The organism is Sphingomonas faeni (assembly GCF_030817315.1).
In the GTDB taxonomy this organism is placed as follows: Bacteria; Pseudomonadota; Alphaproteobacteria; order Sphingomonadales; family Sphingomonadaceae; genus Sphingomonas; species Sphingomonas faeni_C.
The window spans coordinates 1,414,111-1,437,944 of record NZ_JAUSZF010000001.1 but is presented as its reverse complement, the minus strand read 5'-3'; the positions used below and the strand labels follow the sequence as shown (position 1 = coordinate 1,437,944).

The window sequence follows — 23,834 nt, the reverse complement described above, 5'->3', positions numbered from 1 at the left end:
TGTATCCTTCCTCGAAATCTTATCAGCTAGCCATTCGGTCGGCGATCCGACCGAGGCTCTCGTCGCGCCCGAGCAGGTCGAGCACATCGAATATTCCCGGTGACGTCTTGCGTCCCGTCAGCGCGGCGCGAAGCGGCTGTGCGACCTGACCGAGTTTGACCCCTCGGGCTTCGGCCACGCGCCGTACCGCGCCTTCGAGCGCTTCCGTATCCCACTTGTCGAGCGCGTCAAGTTCAGCATGCGCATTCGCCAAAATCGCACTCGCTTCACCCTGCAAAAGGCTCGACGCGGCGTCATCCATCGCCAAAGGACGCTGGCTGAACAGGAAATTCGATCCTTCGGCCAGCTCGTTCAGGTTTGCGGCACGTGGCTTCAGGACCGGCATCGCGCGAGTCAGAAGCGCCAATCCGCCGTCCGGCAGACCGTGACCGAGCCGGTCGGCGGCAAGCTGCGCCAGCCGCGCATCGTCGGCCTCGCGGATATAATGGCCATTGAGATTCTCTAGCTTCTTGAGATCAAAGCGCGAGGGCGACTTGCCGACGCCCGACAGGTCGAACCACTCGACCGCCTGCTCGCGGCTGATGATTTCGTCGTCGCCGTGCCCCCAGCCGAGCCGGAGCAGGTAATTGTCGAACGCTTCGGGCAGAATGCCCATCTCGTCGCGATAGGCCTCGATACCGACGGCACCGTGACGCTTCGACAACTTGGCGCCGTCGGGACCGTGGATCAGCGGGATATGCGCGTAGATCGGCTCGGGCCAGCCCATCGCGCGGTAGATCGGCAACTGGCGGAACGCGTTGTTGAGGTGATCGTCGCCGCGGATGACGTGCGTGACGCCCATGTCGTGATCGTCGACGACGACCGCGAGCATGTACGTCGGCGTACCGTCGGAGCGGAGCAGGACGAGGTCGTCGATCTCTTCGTTCTTGACCGTAACGGCGCCTTGCACGCGATCCTCGATCGTGACGGCACCTTCCTGCGGCGCGCGCAGGCGGACGACATGCGGAAGATCGGGGGCCTCGCTCGCCGGACGATCGCGCCACGGGCTGCGAATGCGGAGCGGCTTCTTTGCGGCCTGTGCCTCGGCACGCATCGCGGCGATCTCGTCGTTGGTCATGTAGCAGCGATAGGCATGCCCGTTCGCCAGCATCTCGTGCGCGACCTGCGCGTGGCGCTCGGCCCCGGCGAACTGCATGACGACGTCGCCGTCCCAGTCTAGCCCGAGCCAGCGCATCCCGTCGATGATCGCGTCGATCGCCGGCTGGGTCGAGCGGACCCGGTCGGTATCCTCGATCCGCAACAGGAACTTACCCCCGTTCGCCTTTGCGAACAGCCAGTTGAACAGCGCGGTGCGCGCGCCGCCGAGATGCAGGAACCCCGTCGGCGACGGAGCGAAACGGGTAACCACGGGTGCGGCCGAATTGGCGGTGCCCGTATCAGATATTGCGCCCAACCGCGGGTGCTCCCAGACTGATGAAACAATGGAGAAACGATGGCCATAACAGCCGTCGCCGCCCCTAGCATGCGTCCTTGGCGGCGACAAATGGGCGTGCCGCGATGGGGGGCTGTCGTTGGGCTTGCCGTGGTCGGGCTGGCCGTGGAACGCTGGCTGGAGGCAGAGCGCGACCAACTGGTGCTGTGGCTGCCGGTAATGCTCGGCGGCGGGATCGCGCTGTGGTTTGCGTTACCGGACCCGGCAGCGTGGTGCGTCGCGGTGCTGCTGTTGGTCGCAGGCGGGTTGGCATGTCTGGCCGTGGGGCAGGGCGGTCGTGCGGCGCGGGCGCTGGCGATCGGGTTGCTGACGGCGGCGCTGGGGCTCGGGTTGATCTGGGCGCGGTCGGAATGGGTGGCGCGGCCGGTTCTGGGCGGTCCGACGATCGCGCGTTTCTCGGCGAAGGTTGAGGCGATCGAGCCGTTGGTGGCGCGGAAGCTGGTGCGGCTGACGGTATTGCCGGTTGGGAAGGGGGTGGAGACCGGCGGGCAGCCAATATCCTTGCCGTACCGCGTCCGCGTCAATCTGGCGGAAGCGGATGCGCCGAACCTGCTGGGGACGGGGGCGGTCATCCAGTTGCGGGCGCGGCTGATGCCACCGCCGCTCCCCGCGGTGCCGGGCGCGTACGACTTCGCGCGCGTCGCGTGGTTCGGCGGGATCGGCGCGACCGGGCGCGGCTTCGCACCGGTGGTCGTGACTAGGTCAAGCGAATCAGGCGCTGGCATCCGTGTCGCGCTGTCGCACCATATTGTATCGCGGCTGGATGGCAGCGCGGGCGGTATCGCGGCCGCGCTTGCGACCGGCGACGTCGGCGCGATCAGCGAAGAGGATTCGGAGGCGATGCGCCGGGCAGGTCTCGCGCATTTGCTGTCGGTGAGCGGACTGCACATTACCGCGGCGGTGGCGGCGACGATGCTGATCGTGTTGCGTCTGCTGGCGCTCAGTCCGTGGCTGGCTTTGCACGCGCGACTGCCGTTGATCGCCGCGTTGGCCGGGGCGGCGGCGGCGATCGGTTATACCTTGCTGACCGGGAGCCAGGTGCCGACGATCCGTTCGTGCGTCGCGGCGCTGCTCGTGCTGGCGGCGCTGGCGATGGGACGCGAGGCGATGACGTTGCGGCTCGTCGCGGCGGGGGCGGCGTGCGTCATGCTGGTGTTGCCGGAATCGGCGGCCGGGCCTAGCTTCCAACTGTCGTTCGCGGCGATCACCGCCATCATGGCCCTGCACGAACATCCGGTGATCCGCGCATTCTTCGGGCCACATGACGAGGGGCGAGGACGCAAGCTGGCACGCGGCGTCGCGTCGCTGTTGCTGACGGGGCTGCTGGTCGAATTCGCGCTGATGCCGATCGCGGTCTATCATTTCCACAAGGCCGGGCTGTACGGGGCGTTCGCCAACATCGTCGCGATTCCGTTGACGACGTTCGTCGTGATGCCGTTGGAAGCGCTCGCGTTGCTGCTCGACGCCGGCGGTCTTGGCGCGCCGATCTGGTGGCTGGTGCAGCGCTCGCTCGATGCGCTTTTGTGGCTTGCACATATCGTCGCTGGCGCCCCCGGTTCGGTGCGGTCCTTGCCGGCGATGCCGACGGCGGCGTTTGCGCTGATGGTCGTTGGAGGGATTTGGATTGCATTGTGGCGGACGCGGTTGCGGCAACTGGGGCTGCTGCCGCTGGTGGCCGGAGCGATCTGGGCGTTGACAACACCGGCGCCTGACGTTCTCGTTACGGGTGACGGTCGTCATGTTGCGGTGCGGACGGCGGCGGGGTTGGCTATGCTGCGTGATCGGGCTGGGGACTATACGCGGGACATGCTCGCCGAGAATGGCGGGGTGGACGGCGAGCCGCTGTTGCTTGCGGATCAGCCCGACGCTCGATGCAGTCGTGATCTTTGCGTCACCGATATCGCCGCTCGGGGAAGGATGTGGCGGATCCTCGCGACCCGCAGCGCCTATATGGTCCCAATCGCCGAACTGATCGCCGCCTGTCGCAGCGCTGACGTCGTGGTCAGCGAACGCGGTCTGCCGAAACGTTGTGTGCCGCGGTGGCTAAAGCTGGACCGCCGTGTTCTGCGACGGACGGGCGGGGTCGCGCTGACTTTGGGGACGGGGACGGTCGTGACGATCCTCGAGGCGGGCGATCGCCACCCCTGGCGCGATCCGCCCGTTCTTGAGCGTGCCGCGCGCTCGTTCAGTTCGCGGCACGCTCGGCTCCGCGATGGAGCGGTTCAGTCGTAGCGGCGGAGGATGCCGGAGAGTTTGCCCTGCACGCGGACTTGCGCGGGGGCGTAGCGTTGGGGGTCGTAGGCGCGGTTGGCCGGGTCGAGGCGGACCATCGCGCCTTCGCGGCGGAAGTATTTCAGCGTGGCTTCGCTGTCTTCGATCAGCGCGACGACGATCTCGCCATCGCGGGCGGTCTCGGTGCGGCGGATTAGGGCGTAGTCGCCGTCCAGGATACCGGCTTCGACCATCGAGTCCCCGGAGACTTCCAGCGCATAGTGTTCGCCGGTGCCGAGAAGCGCGGCGGGGACGGCTAGCATCGTGCTGCCTTCGAACGCCTCGATCGGGACGCCGGCGGCGATGCGGCCGTGGAGGGGGATCTCGATGACGTCGTTGGCCGGTTGCGGCGTTGCGGCGGTGGGGGCCGCCTTGACGTTCGACGCCTTCGACGGCGCCTTTTTCTCCGCCCGCTCGGGCATGCGCAGCACTTCGAGTGCGCGTGCGCGGTTCGGCAGGCGGCGGATGAAGTTGCGCTCCTCGAGCGCGCTGATCAGACGGTGGACGCCCGACTTCGACTTGAGGTCGAGCGCGTCCTTCATCTCCTCGAACGACGGCGATACGCCGGTTTCGTTGAGGCGATCGTTGATGAAGCAGACGAGTTCGTGCTGCTTGCGCGTGAGCATGGCGGTTCTCCGTCCGGAACAGACTGGGAACTTCTATGGAACATAATTAACGCCGTCAAGCGTCCGTATCACGCGATAACGAGGATTTCCGCCGATTCGCCTTCGTATGCCACCGGCGCGTTGCCGGCGCGGACGATCAGGCAGGTCGAGCGGGCCAGCGTGAGGAGCATCGAGCTGTCCTGGATCGTCGAGGCATAGGCCTTGCCGTCGCGGAGTTCGGCGCGGAGATAGTCGGTCCGAGCATTGTTGGCGGGGAGGTCTTCGCCGAGCAGCGCGTGGGTCGACTGAGGGAGCGGGTCGCGCGCGCCGGCCATGTGCGCCACGACCGGCTTCACGAACAGCGTGGCGGTGACGAACGCGGAGACCGGGTTGCCGGGGAGGCCGAGCACCATCATCTCGCCGATCCGGCCGGCCATCATCGGCTTGCCGGGGCGCAGGGCAATCCGCCAGAAATCTATCGTGCCGCCGGCCGCCTCGATTGCGGGGCGGACCAGGTCGTGATCGCCGACCGACGCACCGCCGGTGGTGACGAGCAGGTCGGCCTGCACGCTGGCGAACGCCTCGCGCAGGATTTCGAGATTGTCGGGCAGGATGCCGAGGTCGATGATGTCGACGGGCATGTCGGCGAGCATTGCCGCCAGCATGATGCCGTTCGATTCGGGGAGTGCGACGCCGTCGGTCGTCGAGCCGGGGGGGACGAGTTCGTCTCCGGTGGCGGCGACGGCGACGCGGACGCGGCGGTTGACGGTGAGGCTGCCATGGCCGCCGGTCGCGGCGACCGCGATGCGCGCGGGGCTGAGGCGGTCGCCGGCGGCGATCAGGCGGGTGCCGGTCGTGAAGTCGAGGCCTTTGCGGCGGGTGTTGCGGCCGAATGTCTCCGGGCCTTCGCCGGCGAGGATCAGGGTTTCGCCGTCCCGTTCGGCCTCTTCCTGGACCATGACGGTGTCGGCGCCTTCGGGCATCGCTGCGCCGGTGAAGATTCGCGTGGCTTCTCCGGGGGCGACTTTGCCGATGAAGGGGCGGCCGGCGGCGCTTTCGCCGATGACTTTCCAGGGGCCGGGGAGGTCTTCAAAGCGGATCGCGTAGCCGTCCATCGCCGAGAGGTCGGCGGCCGGCTGCGTGCGGCGGGCGAGGATGTCCTCCGCGGCCCAGCGGCCGGCGGCTTCGCGTAACGCCACGGCCTCACTGCCGACGCGGGGGGCCATGGCGAAGAGGCGGGTCTGGGCTTCGGCGACGGGGACTAGGGTCATGCGTAAGACTCTGTTTTCGGGCGTTTCTGAAAAGTGAAGTATAGGAAGTATAGACGCTGGGAGCAGTTTGGCGGTTTGTGCCTTGGGGCGGTTTCGTATGGGGGAAGCGCAGGGTGCGTGGGTATGTTCCGCGCTTTGCCATGGGTCTGGTGTGTAGGACAGGTGTTGTTGGGTTAGTGGGGTGTGGGTTGCGGATTGATTGGGGCGCTTTGAGCTGACGGGTATCGTACGTTAGTTACCTCCTCCTTGTTCTCCCGCGAAGGCGGGAGCCCAGGCTGGGTCCCCGCCTTCGCGGGGAAACAAGTGTTGGGCGGACGTCGCTCGTTATTGCGTCGGCTTTCCCAACTGGGCCCCGGCCTTCGCCGGGGTGGTATTTTTATTTGGGTGGGCGGCGCGCTTCTTCTGCGATGACGGGTGTGGGTTGGTCGCGATCGGGTCTTCTGGGGGCTTGGCCAGTGCGCGTTCATGGCGCGCGGGGCTTTGTTTGGGGGAAAGAGACACCAGATCAGTATGATGACACGCTATACGCCTCGGGCGAAAGACAGGATCGGGGCGGCGGTGGGTGCGGTGCTGCTGCCGGGGATGCTTGGTTATGCGCTGCTGTCGGGGCTGGTGGTGACGATGCCGGGAGCGGTGACCGATGCGTTGAAGGTGTTCGATGCGGCGCCGCCTCCGCCACCGCCGCCCGAGGAGAAGGTCAGGCCTCGGCCGTCGCCTAGCCGTAAGCCCGAGGGGGCTGCGTCGCCGTCTAACCTGAAGTCGAAGGCTACCGAGGTGGTGGCGCCGCCGCAGATCGTGCCGATCGTCGTGCCGCCGCCTGTCGTGGTGGCGGAGAAGGCTGGGGTGGGTGCGGAGGCGACTTCGGGGGCTTCGAACGTTCGCGGGCCGGGGACCGGGAGTGGCGGGATCGGTAATGGGACCGGCAGCGGCGGGTATGGAGACGGCGACGGCGGCGGCGGTGAGGAAACACCGCCGGAGTGGCGCAGCGGGCGGTTGAGGGACTCGGATTATCCGCGCGAGGCCGCAGAGACGGGGATCCGGGGGCGGGTGTTCGTGCGGTATTTGGTCCAGACCAATGGGCGGGTGTCGCGGTGCCGGGTGACGCGGTCTAGCGGGAGCCGGGTGCTGGATGACCTGACGTGCCGGTTGATCGAACAGCGGTTTCGGTATGACCCTTCGCTGGATGCGGCGGGGCGGCCGGTGGAGTCTACGATCGTGGAGAGCCACGACTGGTCTATGGATGGGGATTGAGGGGCCATAGCCGAGCGCGTTCTGTTTGGCTTGCCCTCACCCTCGCCGCCTTTGGCGTCTTTCCCTCTCCCCTTTGGGGAGAGGGTTCCTCGTTAGGCGGTCCAGTTTCCGGATTTGCCGCCGGATTTCGCGCGGACGCGGATGTCTGAGAGGACCATTGTTTTGTCGATGGCCTTGGCCATGTCGTAGATCGTGAGGAGCGTGACCGTTGCGGCAGTGAGCGCTTCCATTTCGACGCCGGTCTTGCCTTCGGTCGAGGCGGTGGCGGTGGCGGTTACGCCGGTTTCGTCGACGACTAGGTCGATCTCGACCTTTGTCAGCGGGAGCGGGTGGCATAGCGGGATCAGGTCGCTGGTGCGCTTGGCGGCCATGATGCCGGCGACGCGGGCTACCGCCAGGACGTCGCCCTTCTTCGCGGTGCCGGCGCCGATTGCCGTGGCGGCTTCGGTGGACATGGTGATGCGGCCGGAGGCGACGGCCTCGCGGGCGGTGACCGCCTTGCCGCCGACGTCGACCATTCTTGCCGCGCCGGCTTCGTCGATGTGGGTGAGGCCGGTCATCCGACGAGAGCGCGCGTTGCGGCTTCGATGTCGTCCTGGCGCATGAGCGCTTCGCCGATCAGGAAGCAGTGGATGTCGTGCTCGGCCATCGCGTCGAGTTCTGCGCGGGTTGTGAGGCCGCTTTCGGCGACGAAGGTGCAGTCCTTGGGCGCCTTGCCGACGAGATCGTAGGTGCGCTGGAAGTCGACGGTGAAGTCGCGCAGGTCGCGGTTGTTGACGCCGATCAGGCGCGACTTGAGCCGTAGCGCGCGCTCCATTTCATGCGCGTCGTGGACCTCGACCAGCACGTCCATCCCGCATTCGAGCGCGGACGCCTCGATCTCGGCCATCTGGATGTCGTCGAGCGCGGCGACGATGATCAGGATGCAGTCGGCGCCGATCGCGCGCGCCTCGGTCGACTGCCACGGGTCGACCATGAAATCCTTGCGCAGGACCGGGATCGAGACTGCGTCGCGGGCGGCGGTCAGATACGCGTCTGAGCCCTGGAACCACTTTTCGTCGGTCAGCACCGACAGGCACGCGGCACCGCCGGCTTCGTACGCGCGGGCGTGCGCGACGGGGTCGAAGTCGGCGCGGATCAGGCCCTTCGAGGGGCTGGCCTTCTTGACCTCGGCGACCAGTGCGTAGCCGGTCTTTGCATCGAGTGCGGCGCGGAAGCCGCGTGGCTTCGACATCCGGGCGATGCCGGCGTCGATATCGGCTAGCGAGGTCGTGGCTTTCCGCGCAGCGACTTCGGCGCGCTTGGTCTCGAGGATACGGTCGAGCATGGTCATGTCAGTAGGCGATCCAGCGGGCGAGCAGCGCGTCGGCGCTGCCGGTGTCGAGGGCGGCGGCGGCTTGCGCGGCGCCTTCGACGAGAGTGGGGACGGTGCCGGCGACCATCAAGGCGGCGGCGGCGTTGAGCAGGACGGCGTCGCGGTAGGGTCCCGCCTCGCCCTTGAGCAGGCGGCGGAGCGCGTCGGCGTTGTGGGCCGCGTCGCCGCCGCGGATATCGGTGGTGGCGTGGCGGGTGAGGCCGGCGTCTTCGGGCGTGATCCTTGCGGGGAGCGCGACGCTGCCGACCGAGGCGACGATGCTGGGGCCGGCGCCCGACAGTTCGTCGAGGCCTTCTTCGCCCGAGACGACGAGTGCGGCTTCGGTGCCGAGTTGTTCGAGCGCGTCGGCGTAGAGCGCGACGTAATCGGGGCGGGCGATGCCGATCAGCTGGCGGGTAGTGCCGGCCGGGTTGGCGAGCGGGCCCATCAGGTTGAAGATCGTGCGACGGCCGATGCGCTGACGGATCGGGGTGATGCGCTTCATCGCCGGGTGGTGGTTGGCGGCGAACAGGAAGGCGATGCCGATCTCGTTGAGGCTCGCCTCCGCGGTGGCGCCGGCGCGGTCCATGTCGAGTCCGAGCACTTCCAGCGTGTCGGCGGCGCCGGCTTTGCTGGAGGCGGCGCGGTTGCCGTGCTTGGCGACGGGCACGCCGGTCGCGGCGACGACGAGCGCGACGGCGGTCGAGACGTTCAAGGTGTGGTGGCCGTCGCCGCCGGTGCCGCAGACGTCGATCGCGCCGGCGGGGGCGTCGATCGGGATCATCCGGTTGCGGAGTGCGCGGGCGGCTTCGGCGATCTCAATGCTGGTCTCGCCGCGGGTCGCGAGATCGGTGAGGAAGGTGGCGATCGCGTCGTCGCTGGCGCGCGCGTCGAGGATGTCGGCGAACGCCTCGCGGGCGGATTCGCGCGACAGGGACGAGGTCGGGTCCGGGAGGAGCGTAGTCGTTGTCATATTCCCCTTCCGCTCGCGGGAGGGGTTAGGGGAGGGGCTTCCTGGCCAGCCAACGTCGTGGGTGCGGCGCTGCCCTCCCCCGACCCCTCCCGCAGGCGGGAGGGGAGTATGTGGGGGATGTCGGCTATCTTCAGGAAATTGGCGAGCATCTCGTGGCCGTGTTCGGTCGCGATGCTTTCCGGGTGGAACTGAACGCCGTGGATCGGCAGCGTCTTGTGTCGGAAGCCCATGACCGTGCCGTCCTCTGCGGTCGCATTCACCACCAGCGTGTCCGGCACCGCGTTGACGATCAGCGAGTGATAGCGCGTGGCGATGAAGGGGGAGGGCAACCCCGCATACAAGCCGGTGTCGTCGTGGAGCACGGGCGAGGTCTTGCCGTGCATGAGGCCGCCGCGCTCGACCTTGCCGCCGAAATGCTGGCCGATCGCCTGATGGCCGAGGCACACGCCGAGCAACGGCTTGCCGGCATCCGCGCAGGCCGCGACGAGGTCGAGGCTGACGCCTGCCTCGGTCGGCGTGCAGGGGCCGGGGGAAATGAGGAACGCGTCCGCGCCCGACGACAGAGCCTGCCCGGCGGAGATCGCATCGTTGCGGACGACCTCCACCTCGACGCCCAGTTCCATCAGGTAATGGACGAGGTTCCAGGTGAAGCTGTCGTAATTGTCGACGACGAGGATCATGGCGCCGCCATAGCCTAAGCGGGGCGGGGCGCAACATGCCGCTGCAACTTGCCCCTGTAACTTGGCGGCATGTGAATGTTAGGCGCATCGATGACGTTGCGACGGACTGCCCCGATTTCGCCACGTGGCAGTCGCGGATCGGCGAGGTCGTCCCTATATCCGATCTGCAGGCGGCGCATCATTCGGCGCGGAGCAAATGCCGCGGGACGGACGTTATCCGTTCAAAGGAGCTTAACCGATGTTTCGTACCGTCGTCCTCGCTGCACTGATCGCACTCCCCGGCATGGCCTATGCCCAGGACGCGCAGGTGGACACGCCGCCGCAGCGTATCCGAAGCGTGACGCTGACCGGCGGTCAGGCATGTCCCAAATCGACCGCCGGCGAAGTCGTGGTGTGCTCGACGCTAGACCAGCCCTATCGCATTCCGAAGTCGCTGCGCGAGGACAAGCCGATCGCGGCGCAGAACCAGAGTTGGGTGAACCGCGCGGCGTCGATGGACCAGATCGGTCGCGTCGCAGGCGGGTTGCCGGATACGTGTTCGGCGGTCGGCACCGGTGGCCAGTCGGGCTGCTTCCTTGCACGCAACAACGCCTATGCGGCGGAACGTCGTGCCCCGGCGAGCGAGACTGATACGACGCCGTAACATAGCAGAAGTTATTGTTTTCCCGCGAGGGCGGGAGCCCAGTCTGGGTCCCCGCCTTTGCGGGGAAACATTTTGTCTAAGGAATTACTGACCGAAGCTGGGTGCTTTCGCCCGGCTCACGGCCTCGCGGGCAGCGGCGAGGATCGCGCCGGCCTTGGCCTCGCACTCACGCTGTTCGTATTCGGGGATGCTGTCGGCGACGATGCCGGCACCGGCCTGGACGTGGATGGTGCCGTCCTTCACCACCGCGGTCCTCAGGACTATGCACGAGTCCATCGAGCCGTCGGGGGAGAAATAGCCGACCCCGCCTGCGTACGCGCCGCGGCGTTCGGGTTCCAACTCGGCGATGATCTGGCAGGCGCGAACCTTTGGCGCACCGCTGACGGTGCCGGCGGGGAAACCGGCGAACAGCGCGTCGAGCGCGTCCTTGTCGGGGGAGAGCGTACCGACGACGTTCGAGACGATGTGCATGACGTGGCTGTAGAACTCGACGCCGTAGCTGGCGGTCACCTTGACCGAGCCGGGCGAGGCGGCGCGGCCGACATCGTTGCGGCCGAGATCGAGCAGCATCAGGTGTTCCGCGCGCTCCTTCGGGTCGGCGAGCAGGCTGACGCGGTTCGCCTCGTCCTCGGCAGCGGTCTTGCCGCGCGGGCGGGTGCCGGCGATCGGGCGGATCGTCACCTCGTCGTCGCGGACGCGGACGAGGATCTCGGGGCTCGAGCCGATCAGCGCGAAGCCGGGCAGGTCGAGATGATAGAGGAACGGCGACGGGTTGATGCGCCGTAGCGAGCGGTAGAGCTCGAACGGCGGCAGCGCGAACGGCGTGCTGAAGCGCTGGGCGAGCACCACCTGAAAGATGTCGCCGGCGAGGATATAGTCCTTCGCGGTGGCGACCATCTCGCCGTAGCGGCCCTCGGGCAGTGCCGGCGTGTAGGCGGGTTCGGCGACGTCGGCACGGATCGGCGCGGGGACGGGGGTGCTGGCGAGCTTGGCCGCGACCGCGTCGAGACGCTCTTCCGCATCGGTCACGATCGCGTCGGCATCACGCGCAGGATCCGGCCACGCCGGCGCGACGAGGTACAGCGCGTCGGTCAGGCGATCGAACACGAGCACGACGGTCGGCCGCACGAAGATCATGTCGGGCAGGCCGAGCGGATCGACCGGCGGCTGCGGCAGGTCCTCGACCAGCCCGATTGTCTCATAGCCGAAATAGCCGACGAGGCAGGCGAGCGCGCGCGGCAGCTCGGCGGGAACCTCCGCGCGGCACTCGGCGACAAGCATCCGCAACGCGTCTAGGGTCGGCACCGGGCACGGCTCGAACGTGTCGCGATCGGTCGCCCAGTGGCGGTTGATCTCGGCGCTGTGGCCGTGCGCGCGGAACAGGAGGTCTGGGGCGAGGCCGATCAGGCTGTGGCGACCGCGGGTTTCGCCGCCCTCGACCGATTCGAGCAGGAAGTCGCCACGCCCCGGCTCGATGAGCTTCAGCGCGGCGGCGACCGGCGTTTCGGTGTCGGCGACCTGACGACGCCAGACGAGCGCGGGGCGCCCATCGGCCAAGGCTTCCCGCGCGCTCGTCATACGATCAGTTCCCGGTGCCGCCCTGGCCGAGCAGGTCGGCACGGACGCGCGCGAGCGATGTCGCGTTGGTCTTCACGCCGACCTCTGCACGGACCGCCTTGGCGAACTGCTCGACATATTCGCGACCGACCGACCGGCCGATATTGGCGCGCGCGGCCTTGATCGCGGCGTCGTTGCCCGCCGCGTTGCCGCTGGCGATGCTGTCGAGCTTGATGACGAACCAGCCGCTGTCGTCGGGCGCGGCGAGCGTCTTGGCGGTGTTCGGCGCCATGCTGAACATCAGCGCGAGTGCGGGCGGCGCACCACGCGGATCGGCGGCAATCTGCGCACGCGACGCGGTCACCGGACGCGGTGCGGGGATCGGCAGCTTGGTCTGCGCCAGCGACTGCGCGATCGGCATGCCCTTGTTGATCCGTGCGAGCACGTCCGCGGCAACTTTCCGCGCAGCCTGACGCGCGCGGTCGGCGCTAACGTCGCGCAGCACGGCGGCGCGCACCTGCGCCAGCGGACGCGGGGTGGCGGGAACGACCCGGCCGAGCGCGACGACGGCGAACCCGCCATCTGTGCCGAGTTGGACGAGCTGCGGGCCATCGCCCTCAGCCGCCTGGAACGCGGCGGCGACCAGCGGCGCGATCGCGGGATCGGGCTTGCTGGCGTCGTCGTCGGGATTGATGCCGTTGGCGATCAGCGCAGGCGTGGTGACGGGCGTGAGCTTCTGGTCGGCGACCACCTCGTCGAAGGTGGCGTTGCCCGAGAGCGAATCGTCGATCTTGTCGTGGATCGCGGACAGGGCCGCGGCCGACTTCTGGATGCCTAGCGCGGCGGCGATTTCGCCACGCACCTGGTCGAGGGTGCGGCCGGGGACGTTCTCGATTCTGTCGATCTTGGCGACGGTCCAGCCGAGCGGCGTACGAACCGGGCCGATCACCGCACCGCTGGCTGCGGCGAATGCGGCATCGGCGACCTGTGCTGACGTCGTACCGGCATAGGCGGCCTTCTCGACGCCGGTCTGGGTCGACGCTTCGAGACCCGCGGCGCGCGCGGCGTCGGCGAGGCTGGTGCCGGCCTTCACCTTGGCGGCGATCGCGTTGGCACCGGCCTGATCGGCGACGACGACCTGCGTGATCGTGCGCTTTTCGGTCGCGGCATAGCGTGCGCGATCCTGCTGATAGGTCTTGGCGATCTCGGCATCGGTCGGAACGGCCTGCGCCTTGACCTGATCGGGCGAGATGACCGCGTAGCGGACGATGCGGCGCTCCGGCACGGTGTAGCGTGCGATGTTGCGCTTGTAGAAGGTGGCGAGGTCAGCGTCGCTCGGCGCGGGGCCGGCGGGGACCCCCGCGGCGGGGATGAAGCCGATCGTGCCGGTGCGCTTTTCGAGCAGCAGCGAGGCGTAAGGGAGCGCGAGCTGGCTGGCGACCTGCGTCGCGCCGGTGCTTGGGATCGTCAGCTGCTGCGCATAGGTGTCGCGTACGATGTCGCTGCGGATCTGCGCGTCGGTCAGCTTCCGCTGGGCTAGCACCTGGCGGTAGAGATTCTCGTCGAACTTGCCCGTCGGGCCCTGCAGCGCGGGGATGCTGGCGATCTGGCCATCGACGGCGCGCTTGCTGACGACCATGCCCTGCGCACGGCCGAACTGCTCGAGCGCCATGCTGGACATGATCCGGTCGAGCGTGCCGTCGAGCCCGCCCTGGTTGACGAAGGTCGCCATGTCGAGCGTCGGCTGTTCCTGGCGGAAGCCTTCGAGCTGGGTCTGCGCCTGCGTCTTCAGCTCGTTCTCGGTGACCTCGGCCTTGCCGACCTTGGCCACGTCGCCGCCGGTGATCCCTGCGCCGCCGGTCATCGAGCTCAAGCCCGTGATATCGCCGGCCGCGAATGCGAGCGCGATCACGCCGAGCACGATGAAGGTGATGACCACGCCGACCTTCGAATGGGTAAGGCGGCGAAAGAAAGCGAGCATGGAAAGCCGATCGACAGGGATGGGAACGCGGTTGCTTTACGGGGGCGAGGGCGGCTCTTCAAGTCGGGCGCTTCAAGGTCGTGCGGGCTCGGGCGGCCGTCGACAGGCGCGCGCGGGGGTTGTGCGGCACGGGGGCGGCGCTATCGCTGGGCAAAATGTTCGGGGAGATAGTGATGCGGCGCAAGCTGGTAGCGGGAAACTGGAAGATGAACGGGTCGCGGGCGATGCTCGTCGAACTCGACGCGATCGCGGCGGCGGCGAGCGCTGCACCCGGCGTCGACGTGTCGGTCGCGGTGCCGTTCACGCTGATCGCGGCGGCGTCGGAGCGCGTGCCGAACCTCGCCATCGGTGCGGAGGACGTGCACGAGGCCGGACTCGGGCGCGCATACCGGGTGCGTGTCGGCGGGTATGGTGAAGGAGGTCGGTGCGTCGTTCACGATCGTCGGCCATTCCGAGCGGCGTGCGGACCAGCATGAGACCAGCCACGATGCGTGGGCGAAAGCGGCGGCGGCGCGGCGGCAGGGGCTGAACGTGATCCTGTGCTGCGGCGAGACCGAGGCGGAGCGCGACGCGGATCGCGCCGAGCGTGTCGTGCAGGCGCAGATCGAAAAGTCGGTGCCGGACAATGCGGACGGCAGCTGGTTTACGCTGGCCTATGAGCCGCGTTGGGCGATCGGTACCGGGCGCACGCCGACGCTCGACGAGATCGCGGCGATCCACGCCATCGCGCGCGCCAAGTTGCGGATGCTGATCGGCGATGCCGCGGCGGGGGTACGGATCCTGTACGGTGGCTCGGTGACCGGTGCGAACGCGGCACTCATCCTCGCGACTCCGAACGTCGATGGCGCGCTGGTGGGTGGTGCGAGCCTGACCGCGGAGAAGTTCGTGCCGATCATCGAGGCGGCGGCTTCTCTTTGACGGGCCCTTGGGTTCCTGGAATGCTTGCGTCGTACAGCGTTAAGTCTCGATAAACCCTATGATCTTAGGGTTGGTGGGATCTTAGGATTGGTGGGCGATTCGGCGACATGATCGTTGGTCGGCGTGACGCGGCTTTCGTGCGAGGGTTTTTATGGCCAGATGGTTTCCCGGATGCGTAGGCGCCACGATCGCGGTCTGTGCGGTGGCGTCTGCGATTCCTGCTCGGGCCGAGACGCCGCGGGAATTGCTGACTCAGGCCGGCTTCGTCGATCGTGACCGCGGGGTCGCGTTGGCGCGGATCGACAAGGCGGCGGCGGTCGCGGGACAGGCGCTGAGCCGCTCGCCAAACGATCAGGAGGCGGCGATCATGCAGGCCATGGCGAACGGCTATCGTGCGAAACTGCTTGGCAATCGCGGGCAGGCGATCGCCGCGCGGAAGCAATACGAGGCGCTGGTGACGCGGTATCCGCGGAATGCCGAGGCGCAGGCGGCGCTGGGGGCGTGGCATGTCGGGGTGATCGCAAAGCTCGGGCGGTTCGTCGGGCGTGCGGTGGCGGGTGCGCAGAAGGCGACCGGGTTCGAGGCGCTCGATCGGTCGGTCGCGCTGGGTGGTAATCGCGCGATGTTCGCCGGGTTGGCGGGGTTGCTGCGGCTGGAACTGGATCCGAACGATGCGCGGGGGCGTGCGCTGCTGGAGACGGCGAGCAGGGCGCCGACGCCGAGCGCGATCGACGGGTATGTGCGGAAAGCCGCGTTGGCAGTGCTGGTGCCGCTTCGCGCTGGCGATGCGAATGCGACGAAGGCGCTGGCGGATAAGTTGCTGCCGTTCGGGCAGTTTGCGACGGGGTGAGACCGTCTTCGCCACTGTAGCGAGCACCACCGTGTTCCCCCGCGGAGGCGGGGGCCCAGGATCTCACAGGGTAGCGTTCGTAACCCTGGCCCCCCGCCTCCGCGGGGGAACGGGCTAGGCGCTGTACCGCTTCGCCAGCATCGCGAAGGCCGCGCGCAGGGCGTAGGCTTCGCCGCCTTTCGGCCGCCCCGGCTTGGCCGACGGTCGCCACGCGAAGACGTCGAGATGCGCCCAGGCCGCGCCCTTCGGCACGAACCGGCGCAGGAAGAGCGCGGCGGTGACCGCGCCGGCAAAGCCGCCTTCGGGGGCATTCACCATGTCCGCCACGTCCGACTTCAACATCTCGTCATAGCCGTTCCAGAGTGGCAGGCGCCACATCTGGTCACCCTCCGCGATGCCGGCCGCGAGCAGGTCGGCGGCTAGCGATTCGTCGTCGGTGAACAGCGGCGGCAGGTCCGGGCCCAGCGCGACGCGGGCCGCGCCGGTCAGCGTGGCGAAGTCGAGGATCAGTTCGGGGTTGCTCTCGCCAGCCTTGGTCAGCGCATCGCCGAGGACGAGGCGACCTTCGGCGTCGGTGTTGGTGTTCTCGACCGTCAGGCCCTTGCGCGTGGCGAGCACGTCGCCGGGACGGAAGGCGTTGCCGGCGATGGAGTTCTCGACCGCGGGGATCAGGAGGTGGAGGCGGACCGGCAGCTTGGCGGCCATCACCAGGCTCGCGAGCGCGAGCGCGTGCGCGCCGCCGCCCATGTCCTTCTTCATCAGCCGCATGCCGGCGGACGGCTTGATGTCGAGCCCGCCGGTGTCGAACGTGACGCCCTTGCCGACCAGCGCGATGCGGGGGTGCGAGGGGTCGCCCCATTCGAGTTCGATCAGGCGCGGCGCGCGGTCCTTGCTGGCGGCCTGGCCGACGGCGTGGATCATCGGGTAGGCGGTCGCGAGTGCATCGCCTCGCGTGGTCGTGACGGTCGCGCCGTAGCGCTTGGCGAGCGCTTCGGCGGCGGCTTCGAGGTCCGCGGGGCCCATGTCGGACGCGCCGGTGTTGACCAGATCGCGGACGAGCGCGGTGGCTTCGACTAGGCGCACGGTTTCGTCGATATGCGCGGCATCGGCGGCCAGGAGTATGCGCGGGCCGGTCGCGTCGGGCTTCACGTACCGCGTGAACTGGTGCTGGGCGAGCATCCAGCCGAGCCCGGCGGCACCGACCGGCCCCTCCGCAAGGCGATACGAACCCGCAGGCAGCGACGCGCCGAGCGAGGCGATCCGCCACGGCGACGTCAGCGCCTCGTTGCAGACCAGCAGCATCGACCAGTCGTCGGCGGTGTCGCCCGGCAAGACCGCGCGGTCACCGGGCTTGCCGGTCAGCCGGTGCGCGGCGACGGTCGTGCGGATGCGCTGCGACTGCTTGGCGAGCCAGCCTTCATAGGTATCGGGATGGACGACGTGGATCGTCCGCGCGGGCTGGCCGCGGTCGGGTTGGAGCATCGAAGCGAAATCAGTCATTGTGCGGGTGCCACCAAAAGTTGTTCGTATCGGCCGGTCGCGCCGGGCTCGGCATAGGCGCTGAGCGATAGCGCGCGGTCGGGATAGGTGATGCGGTAGGTGCGGTTGACGAAGCCGCCGCGCAAGCGGGTCTTGCCGGTTTGTGCGAACGCGGTGGGGTCGCCGAGCGCGCCGAGGCTGGCCCTGTAATCGGCGAGCGCGACCGGCTTGAAGTAATAGTTGGCGTCCTCGGTCAGGCCCTTGCGGTCGAGCGTGCCGGTGCGGAGCTGGTCGTAGACGGCGCGGGCGTGGGCGAGGGCGGCGGTGTCTTCGGCGCTTGCGGCGGCGGGCTGCAGGACGATCTTGGCGACGCCGGCGGCGATGCGGCCCGTCGCGTCGCTGAACCAGCTGTTGGTGAGGACGACGATCGCGGCCTTGTCGTCAGGGTAGACGGTGTTCTCCGACAGGAAGCCGACCGCTTCGCCGCTGTGCTCGACATAGCGGCTGCCGTTCGCGCTGCCGGTGAAGACGCCGAGGCCGTAGCCGTTGCTGCTGCCGTCGGCGAGCTTGACGGGCGTTTCCTGCGCGGCCCAGTCGTCGGCGGGGAGCGTGGTGCGGTTCAACCGCGCGACGTCCCATTTGGCGAGGTCCTGGGCGCTCATCGAGAGTTCGCCGGCGGCGTAGAGCCAGCCGTCTGCGCTGGGTGTTTCGGGGCGGACGGGGCCGAGTGCGAAGCGGCCATAGCCTTGCGGGAACGCCTTGCCGATCGCCTTGTCCTGGTCGAGCGCGCGGATGTCGAGCGGCTTGAAGATGCGTTGCTGGAGGAAGCTTAGCAGCGGTTGGTGTGCGACCTTCTCGACGATCATGCCGGCGACGACATAGCCCGTGTTTGAATATTGCCACTGCGTGCCGGGCTGGAAATCGAGCGGCTTCTTGGCCCAGCGATCGACGATCTGCTGTGGCGTGACAGGCTTGGCCATCGCCGCGAAACTGTAATCCTGCGGCCAGTAATCCTGGAGGCCGGAGGTGTGGCTGAGCAGTTGGCGGATCGTGATGCGGTCGCCGCCGGTGATGCCGGGGATGTATTTGGCGATGGTGTCGTCGAGCGACAGCTTGCCCTCGTCTTCGAGCAGCAGGACCGCAGCGGCGGTGAACTGCTTCGAGATCGAGGCGATCTGGTACGGGAGCTTCGGGTCGGCAGTGGCGATCGCTTCGGAGGGTTTGCCATAGGCCTTGGCGAACACGATCCGCCCGCCGCGAACGACCGCGATCGAGGCGGACGGCACGCCGGTGTCGCCGAGCGCGCCGGTCACCAGCGTGTCGATCTGCGCGGTTTCTGCTGGGGTTAGCGATTGCGCGATGGCGGGGGCCGGCAAGAGCGCGGCGACGGCGAGAAGGCGGAGGATCATGGCGACCAACGAAGCAGAACCTGTCGGCGTGCGCAACGCCGTGATTTTTATTCCGTGGGGGTTGAGGGGCTTAGGATGTGACAGAAATGGTGACGGAACAGGGCGCGTTATAGCCACGTTTCACCCCGTGCCGGGAGGCCGATACTCTCAAAGGGGACCGAATAATGTTGTACACCATCGCCGTCATCCTGCTCATCCTGTGGCTGGCAGGCTTCGCCTTCCACGTCGCGGGCGGGCTGATCCACATCCTGCTGGTGATCGCGGTCATCGTCGTTCTGATCAAGCTGTTCACCGGGCGCAGCGTCGTCTGACGGACCCGCGAACTAAGCCGTTCTTCCGCGCAGACGGGAGTCCAGGGTCACAAGCGGTACCGTTCGTGATTCCTGGGCTCCCGCTTTCGTGGGAGAACGGTAAGTGGGATCAGACGGGGACGCCGTAAAGGTCGTGGTCGTCTGCGTCTTCGATCGTCACGGGGACGATGTCGCCTACCGTCAGGTGGCTGGCATCGCGGAGGAACACTTCGCCGTCGATCTCCGGCGCATCCGCCTTCGAGCGGCCGGTTGCGCCTTCTTCGTCCACCGCGTCGATGATCACGTCGAGCGTGCGACCAATCTTTGACTGCAACTTGGCCGCGGAGATTGCCGCGGTTTTTTCCATGATGCGGGCGTAGCGCTCTTCCTTTAGTTCCTCGGGCACATGGTCGGGGAGCAGGTTCGCCGCCGCACCCTCCACAGGCTCGAACCGGAACGCGCCGACGCGGTCGAGTTGCGCTTCGTCGAGCCAGTCGAGCAGATACTGGAAATCCTCCTCGGTCTCGCCGGGGAAGCCGACGACGAAGGTCGAGCGGATCGTGATGTCGGGGGCGATCGTGCGCCAGTTGTGGATGCGCTGGAGCACCTTCGCATCGTTGCCGGGGCGCTTCATCCGGCGCAGCACCGATGGCGCGGCGTGCTGGAACGGGATGTCGAGATACGGCAGCACGAGGCCTTCCGCCATCAGCGGGATGACGTGGTCGACGTGCGGGTACGGGTAGACGTAGTGGAGGCGGACCCAGGGCGCGATCTTGCCGAGTTCGCGCGACAGGTCGGTCATGTGCGCGCGGACCTCACGGGCCTCGCCGCGCGCCATCGGGCCGCCCGTCTTCACCGGCCAGCTCGCATGGCGCAGGTCTACGCCATACGCCGAGGTGTCCTGGCTGATGACCAGCAGTTCCTTGGTACCGGCTTCGACGAGCTTTTCCGCCTCGCGCAGGATCGCGTCGGGGCGGCGGCTGACGAGGTCGCCGCGCAAGCTCGGGATGATGCAGAACGAGCAGCGATGGTTGCAGCCCTCCGAGATCTTCAGATAGCTGTAGTGACGCGGCGTCAGCTTCAGGCCGGCGTCGGGGATCAGGTTCAGGAATGCGGACGGCGGCATTGGCGCGGCTTCGTGGACCGCGCCGACGACCTGCTCGTATTCGTGTGCGCCGGTGATCGCGAGGACCTGAGGGAAGCGCGCGCGGATCGCGTCGGCTTCCTTGCCCATGCAGCCGGTGACGATGACGCGGCCGTTCTCGGCGATCGCTTCGCCGATCGCCTCGAGGCTCTCCTCCTTGGCGGAATCGAGGAAGCCGCAGGTGTTGACGAGCACGATGTCGGCGCCGGCATAGTCGGGCGACATCTGATAGCCGTCGCCGCGGAGCTGGGTGAGAATCCGCTCGCTATCGACGAGGTTCTTCGGACAGCCGAGCGAGACCATGCCGATCTTCGGCGGGGAGGGAAGTAATGTTGCCATGAAGCCTGCGCACATAGGCGCAAAGTTCGGTTTTTTCTAGGCGCGCGAAATCGCTTCCGCCATAGGTGGGCGGATTGCGCGAGAAGGAACCGATATGCTGGCGATTGGACTGATGTCGGGAACGTCGCTCGACGGGATCGACGCCGCGTTGATCGAGACCGACGGCGAGGCGTTCGTGCGGCCGATCGCGTTTCGTGGCGAGCCGTATTCGGATGCGGCGCGGGCGGAATTGTCTGAAGCCACCCGTATGGCGCTGACGTTCGACAAGCCGCGCGCGAGTCCGCCGGTCGTTGCTGCTGGGGAGCTGATCACGCGCGCGCATGTGTTTGCGGTGCACAAGCTGTTGGCGGATGCGGGGGTTGCGGCGGCGGATGTCGATGTGATCGGCTTTCACGGGCAGACGATCGCGCATCGGCCGGATCGGCGCTGGACGTGGCAGATCGGCGACGGGGCGGCCGTCGCGCGGATTACCGGGATCACGACAGTGTCGGATTTCCGGTCGGCGGACGTTGCGGCCGGCGGGCAGGGTGCGCCGTTGCTGCCGGTGTATCATGCGGCGTTGGCGGCTGGGCTGGAGGGGCCGGTCGCGGTGCTGAACCTTGGTGGGGTGGGGAATATCACCTTCATTCCGGGCGGTGCGGACATGCATGATTCGCGGGAGATGTCGCCGGAGCGGGCGCAGGTTTCCGATCGCGAAGGGCTGGTGGCGTTCGATACCGGGCCGGCGAACGGGTTGATCGATAGCTGGGTCGAGGCGGAGACTGGCGCTCGGTATGATGCCGGGGGGGTGTTGGCGGCGTCTGGCCGCGTGGACGAGACGGTGTTGACGGCGATGCTGGATCACCCGTTCTTCGATGCGCCGCCGCCTAAGTCTTTGGACCGAAATGATTTTACGATCCAGCCGGCGCGGGGGCTTTCGGCGGCGGACGGGGCGGCGACGTTGACCGCGTTTACCGCGGCGACGGTGGCTGAGGCTTTGCGGCATTTGCCGGCTCGGCCGGTTCGGTTGCTGGTGGCGGGGGGCGGTCGGCATAATCCGACTATGCTGGCGATGATTGCTGAGCGGACTGGGTTGGTGGTGGAGCCCACCGATGTCCTCGGGTGGAACGGCGATGCGTTGGAGGCCGAGGGGTTTGCGTATATGGCTGTTCGGACGTTGAAGGGGCTGGCGATCAGTTTTCCAGGGACTACGGGCGTGCCGGTGGCGATGGTTGGTGGGGTTGTTGATCGGGTTTGAGGGGGGCGGGGGCCTGCCCCTGACCAGTAGTTAGCTTGTTCTCCCGCGAAGGCGGGAGTCCAGACTGGGCTCCCGCCTTCGCGGGAGAACAAGGTGCGGGCGAGCGTTGCTCGGTTATTGAACCCTGCTCGGTCTCAGTCCTACCCGAGTATTCCTCCCCGGCGAAGGCCGGGGTCCAGTTGGGGGATGTTGATAACAAAGCTCGCGCTACGTTACGGCGACCTTTCCAACTGGGCCCCGGCCTTCGCCGGGGTGGTCTCCTTCCAGGCAAGCTGCGTAGCTTAGCGTACGCCGAACCTACCCGCGCGCGGCAAATGCCGGACCGAAGTCCGGCATCCCAAAACAACCTCAGGCAGCCTTGCCCTTCTTGCCCTTGCCCGGCTTCGGATCGGCCGGTGTCGGGGCCTTCTTGTCCGCTTCCTTGGCCATCAACGCCGGTGCGGCGATCGCTGCTGCGATCCCAGCGATAACCGTCGCGCCGACCGCAATCGCAGTCTTGGGATGCGACTTTACCGCGTCGGTTGCCGTTGCGAGGCCGGCCTTGGCGGCGTCGGTCGCGTCGTCGACCCAGTCGCTGGTCGCTGCGGTCTTCTTCGCGTCGGGCTTCGGCTTGTGGTCGTCGTCGTGATGGACCTTGGCGTGGGGCATGGCGGAGTTGGGGATCGACGACATAGGGCTTGTCCTTCGGTGGGGGATGATGCCCGATAAACCGACCGCGTCCGTGACGGTTCCGTTACGGACACCCGCTTACCGCAGCAAAAATCACCGTTTCCGCGTCAGTTCGCGCATCGCGTCGTCGAGCCCGGCCAAGCTCAGCGGGTACATCCGGTCGTTCATCAACTCGCGGATGATGCGGACCGACTGCGAATAGCCCCATTGCGCCTCCGGCACGGGGTTCAGCCACGCCGCTGCCGGATAGGTGTTGGTCAGGCGCTGCATCCAGACCGCGCCCGGCTCCTCGTTGAAATGCTCGACCGAGCCGCCGGGGTGGGTGATCTCGTACGGGCTCATCGACGCGTCGCCGACGAAGATCAGCTTGTAGTCGTGGCCGTATTTGTGGAGCAGGTCCCACATCGGCGTGCGCTCCGCGAAGCGTCGCGTGTTGTCCTTCCACACGCCTTCATATGGGCAGTTGTGGAAGTAGAAGAATTCGAGGTTCTTGAACTCGGTCGTCGCCGCGGAGAACAGTTCCTCGCACAGCTTCACGAACGGGTCCATCGAGCCGCCGACGTCGAGGAACAGCAGCAGCTTGACCGCATTGCGGCGCTCGGCGCGCATGACGATGTCGAGATAGCCCTGGCGCGCGGTGCCGGCGATCGTGCCGTCGATGTCGAGTTCGTCAGCGGCACCGTCGCGGGCGAAGCGACGCAGGCGGCGCAGCGCCACCTTGATGTTGCGGGTGCCGAGTTCCTTGGTGTTGTCGAGGTTGCGGAACTCGCGCTGGTCCCACACTTTCAGCGCGCGCTTGTGCGTGCTTTCGCCGCCGATGCGGACGCCTTCGGGGTTGTAGCCGCCGTTGCCGTAGGGCGACGTGCCACCGGTGCCGACCCATTTGTTGCCGCCCTGGTGGCGTTCCTTCTGCTCTTCGAGACGTTTCTTGAGCGTCTCTATGATCTCGTCCCACGAGCCTAGCGACTTGATCGCCGCCATCTCCTCGGGGGTCAGGAATTTCTCGGCGACGGCCTTCAGCCAGTCCTCGGGGATCTCGCTCGACGCCGTGCCCGTGGCTAGGCCGCGAAAGACCTTGGCGAAGACCTGGTCGAACTTGTCGAGCAGCCCCTCGTCCTTCACGTACACCGCGCGGGAGAGGTAGTAGAAATCCTCGGGTGTCCGCTCGATCACCTCGGCGTCCAGCGCTTCGAGCAGGATGAGGTGTTCCTTGAGGCTGGCGGGAATGCCTGCGCTGCGGAGTTCGTCGAGGAAGTTCAGGAACATGGCCTCACTCCGTCACTGCTGCACGCCGGCCGTCGAAGGCCGCGGCGGTCGAAGGTGCCGGGCGCGCGACCGGCACCAGCGTGATCGTCAGAGTTTCAGCCCGCATCGTTGATCCCGCCATGTCCACGCTGTGGTGGTGCCATGTTTCGACGCTC

Annotated in this window: 20 protein-coding genes and 1 pseudogene; 7 read left to right on the top strand and 14 right to left on the bottom strand. The window is 67.5% G+C overall.

The genetic code is table 11. The features are described 5' to 3' along the window. Window positions 1–22: 22 nt before the first annotated feature. On the bottom strand, window positions 23–1,453 hold the full coding sequence (gene gltX, locus QFZ54_RS06605) for a glutamate--tRNA ligase (RefSeq protein ID WP_373458462.1): 1,431 nt from the start codon (window positions 1,451–1,453) through the stop codon (window positions 23–25). Between the two features lie 39 nt (window positions 1,454–1,492). Here gltX and QFZ54_RS06600 point away from each other — a divergent pair, with 39 nt between their 5' ends. Next, window positions 1,493–3,724, top strand: a complete 2,232-nt coding sequence (locus QFZ54_RS06600) for a ComEC/Rec2 family competence protein (RefSeq protein WP_444965515.1) — start codon at window positions 1,493–1,495, stop codon at window positions 3,722–3,724. On the opposite strand, the gene lexA is transcribed toward QFZ54_RS06600, so the two are convergent. Beyond that, a complete protein-coding gene (lexA, locus tag QFZ54_RS06595; protein WP_248520978.1) occupies window positions 3,715–4,389 on the bottom strand; it encodes a transcriptional repressor LexA in 675 nt (224 codons plus the stop codon). The genes QFZ54_RS06600 and lexA overlap by 10 nt on opposite strands. Before the next feature lie 68 nt (window positions 4,390–4,457). Further along, a complete protein-coding gene (locus QFZ54_RS06590; RefSeq protein ID WP_307085609.1) occupies window positions 4,458–5,639 on the bottom strand; it encodes a molybdopterin molybdotransferase MoeA in 1,182 nt (393 codons plus the stop codon). 513 nt (window positions 5,640–6,152) lie between these two features. Here QFZ54_RS06590 and QFZ54_RS06585 point away from each other — a divergent pair. After that, a complete protein-coding gene (locus tag QFZ54_RS06585; protein ID WP_307085606.1) occupies window positions 6,153–6,890 on the top strand; it encodes an energy transducer TonB in 738 nt (245 codons plus the stop codon). Between the two features lie 92 nt (window positions 6,891–6,982). On the opposite strand, the gene moaC is transcribed toward QFZ54_RS06585, so the two are convergent. From moaC to QFZ54_RS06565, 4 genes are read right to left on the bottom strand one after another with little or no spacing between them, the layout of a single operon-like run. Then, the gene (moaC, locus tag QFZ54_RS06580; RefSeq protein WP_307085604.1) at window positions 6,983–7,450 is read right to left on the bottom strand and encodes a cyclic pyranopterin monophosphate synthase MoaC; all 468 of its coding nucleotides are present in this window, start codon (window positions 7,448–7,450) and stop codon (window positions 6,983–6,985) included. Then, window positions 7,447–8,223, bottom strand: a complete 777-nt coding sequence (gene trpC, locus QFZ54_RS06575) for an indole-3-glycerol phosphate synthase TrpC (protein WP_307085603.1) — start codon at window positions 8,221–8,223, stop codon at window positions 7,447–7,449. The genes moaC and trpC overlap by 4 nt, the downstream gene beginning before the upstream one ends. Before the next feature lies 1 nt (window position 8,224). Continuing rightward, entirely contained in the window at window positions 8,225–9,217 is a 993-nt protein-coding gene (gene trpD / locus QFZ54_RS06570; protein WP_307085601.1) for an anthranilate phosphoribosyltransferase, read from the bottom strand. Continuing rightward, complete coding sequence (locus QFZ54_RS06565; RefSeq protein ID WP_307085599.1) at window positions 9,214–9,897, bottom strand: anthranilate synthase component II; 684 nt, start codon at window positions 9,895–9,897, stop codon at window positions 9,214–9,216. Before QFZ54_RS06565 ends, trpD begins: the two co-directional genes overlap by 4 nt. Before the next feature lie 238 nt (window positions 9,898–10,135). Between QFZ54_RS06565 and QFZ54_RS06560 the strand changes: the two genes are divergently transcribed. After that, complete coding sequence (locus QFZ54_RS06560) at window positions 10,136–10,540, top strand: hypothetical protein (protein ID WP_307085597.1); 405 nt, start codon at window positions 10,136–10,138, stop codon at window positions 10,538–10,540. An 84-nt stretch (window positions 10,541–10,624) separates the two neighbouring features. Here the strand turns inward: QFZ54_RS06560 and trpE are convergent, their stop codons facing one another. Together trpE and QFZ54_RS06550 are read right to left on the bottom strand one after the other, a co-directional pair. Next, entirely contained in the window at window positions 10,625–12,118 is a 1,494-nt protein-coding gene (gene trpE / locus QFZ54_RS06555) for an anthranilate synthase component I (RefSeq protein ID WP_307085595.1), read from the bottom strand. 4 nt (window positions 12,119–12,122) lie between these two features. Next, window positions 12,123–14,078 carry a peptidylprolyl isomerase gene (locus QFZ54_RS06550; protein ID WP_307085593.1) on the bottom strand — a complete coding sequence of 652 codons (1,956 nt, stop codon included), beginning with the start codon at window positions 14,076–14,078 and terminating at the stop codon, window positions 12,123–12,125. A 206-nt stretch (window positions 14,079–14,284) separates the two neighbouring features. Here QFZ54_RS06550 and tpiA point away from each other — a divergent pair. Further along, window positions 14,285–14,996: pseudogene (gene tpiA, locus QFZ54_RS06545) on the top strand (triose-phosphate isomerase). A 151-nt stretch (window positions 14,997–15,147) separates the two neighbouring features. Further along, window positions 15,148–15,846 carry a hypothetical protein gene (locus QFZ54_RS06540; RefSeq protein ID WP_307085591.1) on the top strand — a complete coding sequence of 233 codons (699 nt, stop codon included), beginning with the start codon at window positions 15,148–15,150 and terminating at the stop codon, window positions 15,844–15,846. Between the two features lie 114 nt (window positions 15,847–15,960). Here the strand turns inward: QFZ54_RS06540 and QFZ54_RS06535 are convergent, their stop codons facing one another. Next, window positions 15,961–17,346 (bottom strand): leucyl aminopeptidase family protein, encoded by a 1,386-nt coding sequence (locus QFZ54_RS06535; RefSeq protein WP_307085589.1) that lies wholly within the window; start codon window positions 17,344–17,346, stop codon window positions 15,961–15,963. Then, window positions 17,343–18,734 carry a serine hydrolase domain-containing protein gene (locus QFZ54_RS06530; protein WP_307085587.1) on the bottom strand — a complete coding sequence of 464 codons (1,392 nt, stop codon included), beginning with the start codon at window positions 18,732–18,734 and terminating at the stop codon, window positions 17,343–17,345. Before QFZ54_RS06530 ends, QFZ54_RS06535 begins: the two co-directional genes overlap by 4 nt. A 164-nt stretch (window positions 18,735–18,898) precedes the next feature. Between QFZ54_RS06530 and QFZ54_RS06525 the strand changes: the two genes are divergently transcribed. After that, window positions 18,899–19,045: a lmo0937 family membrane protein gene (locus QFZ54_RS06525; RefSeq protein WP_307085584.1), complete on the top strand. Its 147-nt coding sequence runs from the start codon at window positions 18,899–18,901 to the stop codon at window positions 19,043–19,045. Window positions 19,046–19,154: 109 nt separating this feature from the next. On the opposite strand, the gene rimO is transcribed toward QFZ54_RS06525, so the two are convergent. Then, window positions 19,155–20,507, bottom strand: a complete 1,353-nt coding sequence (gene rimO, locus QFZ54_RS06520) for a 30S ribosomal protein S12 methylthiotransferase RimO (RefSeq protein ID WP_307085582.1) — start codon at window positions 20,505–20,507, stop codon at window positions 19,155–19,157. A gap of 94 nt (window positions 20,508–20,601) precedes the next feature. Between rimO and QFZ54_RS06515 the strand changes: the two genes are divergently transcribed. After that, the gene (locus QFZ54_RS06515; RefSeq protein ID WP_307085580.1) at window positions 20,602–21,744 is read left to right on the top strand and encodes an anhydro-N-acetylmuramic acid kinase; all 1,143 of its coding nucleotides are present in this window, start codon (window positions 20,602–20,604) and stop codon (window positions 21,742–21,744) included. 348 nt (window positions 21,745–22,092) lie between these two features. On the opposite strand, the gene QFZ54_RS06510 is transcribed toward QFZ54_RS06515, so the two are convergent. Both QFZ54_RS06510 and QFZ54_RS06505 read right to left on the bottom strand, forming a co-directional pair. Continuing rightward, window positions 22,093–22,416, bottom strand: a complete 324-nt coding sequence (locus tag QFZ54_RS06510; protein ID WP_307085578.1) for a hypothetical protein — start codon at window positions 22,414–22,416, stop codon at window positions 22,093–22,095. Between the two features lie 90 nt (window positions 22,417–22,506). Then, window positions 22,507–23,679, bottom strand: coding sequence for a vWA domain-containing protein (locus tag QFZ54_RS06505; RefSeq protein WP_307085576.1), 1,173 nt, complete (start codon window positions 23,677–23,679; stop codon window positions 22,507–22,509). Window positions 23,680–23,834: the final 155 nt, after the last annotated feature.

What these genes read in the sequence shown, in the direction of transcription:
- QFZ54_RS06600 (WP_444965515.1), top strand. Translation starts at nt 1,493, where the DNA reads ATGGCCATAACAGCCGTCGCCGCCCCTAGCATGCGTCCTTGGCGGCGA.
- lexA (WP_248520978.1), bottom strand. Translation starts at nt 4,389, where the DNA reads ATGCTCACGCGCAAGCAGCACGAACTCGTCTGCTTCATCAACGATCGC.
- QFZ54_RS06590 (WP_307085609.1), bottom strand. Translation starts at nt 5,639, where the DNA reads ATGACCCTAGTCCCCGTCGCCGAAGCCCAGACCCGCCTCTTCGCCATG.
- QFZ54_RS06585 (WP_307085606.1), top strand. Translation starts at nt 6,153, where the DNA reads ATGACACGCTATACGCCTCGGGCGAAAGACAGGATCGGGGCGGCGGTG.
- moaC (WP_307085604.1), bottom strand. Translation starts at nt 7,450, where the DNA reads ATGACCGGCCTCACCCACATCGACGAAGCCGGCGCGGCAAGAATGGTC.
- trpC (WP_307085603.1), bottom strand. Translation starts at nt 8,223, where the DNA reads ATGACCATGCTCGACCGTATCCTCGAGACCAAGCGCGCCGAAGTCGCT.
- trpD (WP_307085601.1), bottom strand. Translation starts at nt 9,217, where the DNA reads ATGACAACGACTACGCTCCTCCCGGACCCGACCTCGTCCCTGTCGCGC.
- QFZ54_RS06565 (WP_307085599.1), bottom strand. Translation starts at nt 9,897, where the DNA reads ATGATCCTCGTCGTCGACAATTACGACAGCTTCACCTGGAACCTCGTC.
- QFZ54_RS06560 (WP_307085597.1), top strand. Translation starts at nt 10,136, where the DNA reads ATGTTTCGTACCGTCGTCCTCGCTGCACTGATCGCACTCCCCGGCATG.
- trpE (WP_307085595.1), bottom strand. Translation starts at nt 12,118, where the DNA reads ATGACGAGCGCGCGGGAAGCCTTGGCCGATGGGCGCCCCGCGCTCGTC.
- QFZ54_RS06550 (WP_307085593.1), bottom strand. Translation starts at nt 14,078, where the DNA reads ATGCTCGCTTTCTTTCGCCGCCTTACCCATTCGAAGGTCGGCGTGGTC.
- QFZ54_RS06540 (WP_307085591.1), top strand. Translation starts at nt 15,148, where the DNA reads ATGGCCAGATGGTTTCCCGGATGCGTAGGCGCCACGATCGCGGTCTGT.
- QFZ54_RS06535 (WP_307085589.1), bottom strand. Translation starts at nt 17,346, where the DNA reads ATGACTGATTTCGCTTCGATGCTCCAACCCGACCGCGGCCAGCCCGCG.
- QFZ54_RS06530 (WP_307085587.1), bottom strand. Translation starts at nt 18,734, where the DNA reads ATGATCCTCCGCCTTCTCGCCGTCGCCGCGCTCTTGCCGGCCCCCGCC.
- QFZ54_RS06525 (WP_307085584.1), top strand. Translation starts at nt 18,899, where the DNA reads ATGTTGTACACCATCGCCGTCATCCTGCTCATCCTGTGGCTGGCAGGC.
- rimO (WP_307085582.1), bottom strand. Translation starts at nt 20,507, where the DNA reads ATGGCAACATTACTTCCCTCCCCGCCGAAGATCGGCATGGTCTCGCTC.
- QFZ54_RS06515 (WP_307085580.1), top strand. Translation starts at nt 20,602, where the DNA reads ATGCTGGCGATTGGACTGATGTCGGGAACGTCGCTCGACGGGATCGAC.
- QFZ54_RS06510 (WP_307085578.1), bottom strand. Translation starts at nt 22,416, where the DNA reads ATGTCGTCGATCCCCAACTCCGCCATGCCCCACGCCAAGGTCCATCAC.
- QFZ54_RS06505 (WP_307085576.1), bottom strand. Translation starts at nt 23,679, where the DNA reads ATGTTCCTGAACTTCCTCGACGAACTCCGCAGCGCAGGCATTCCCGCC.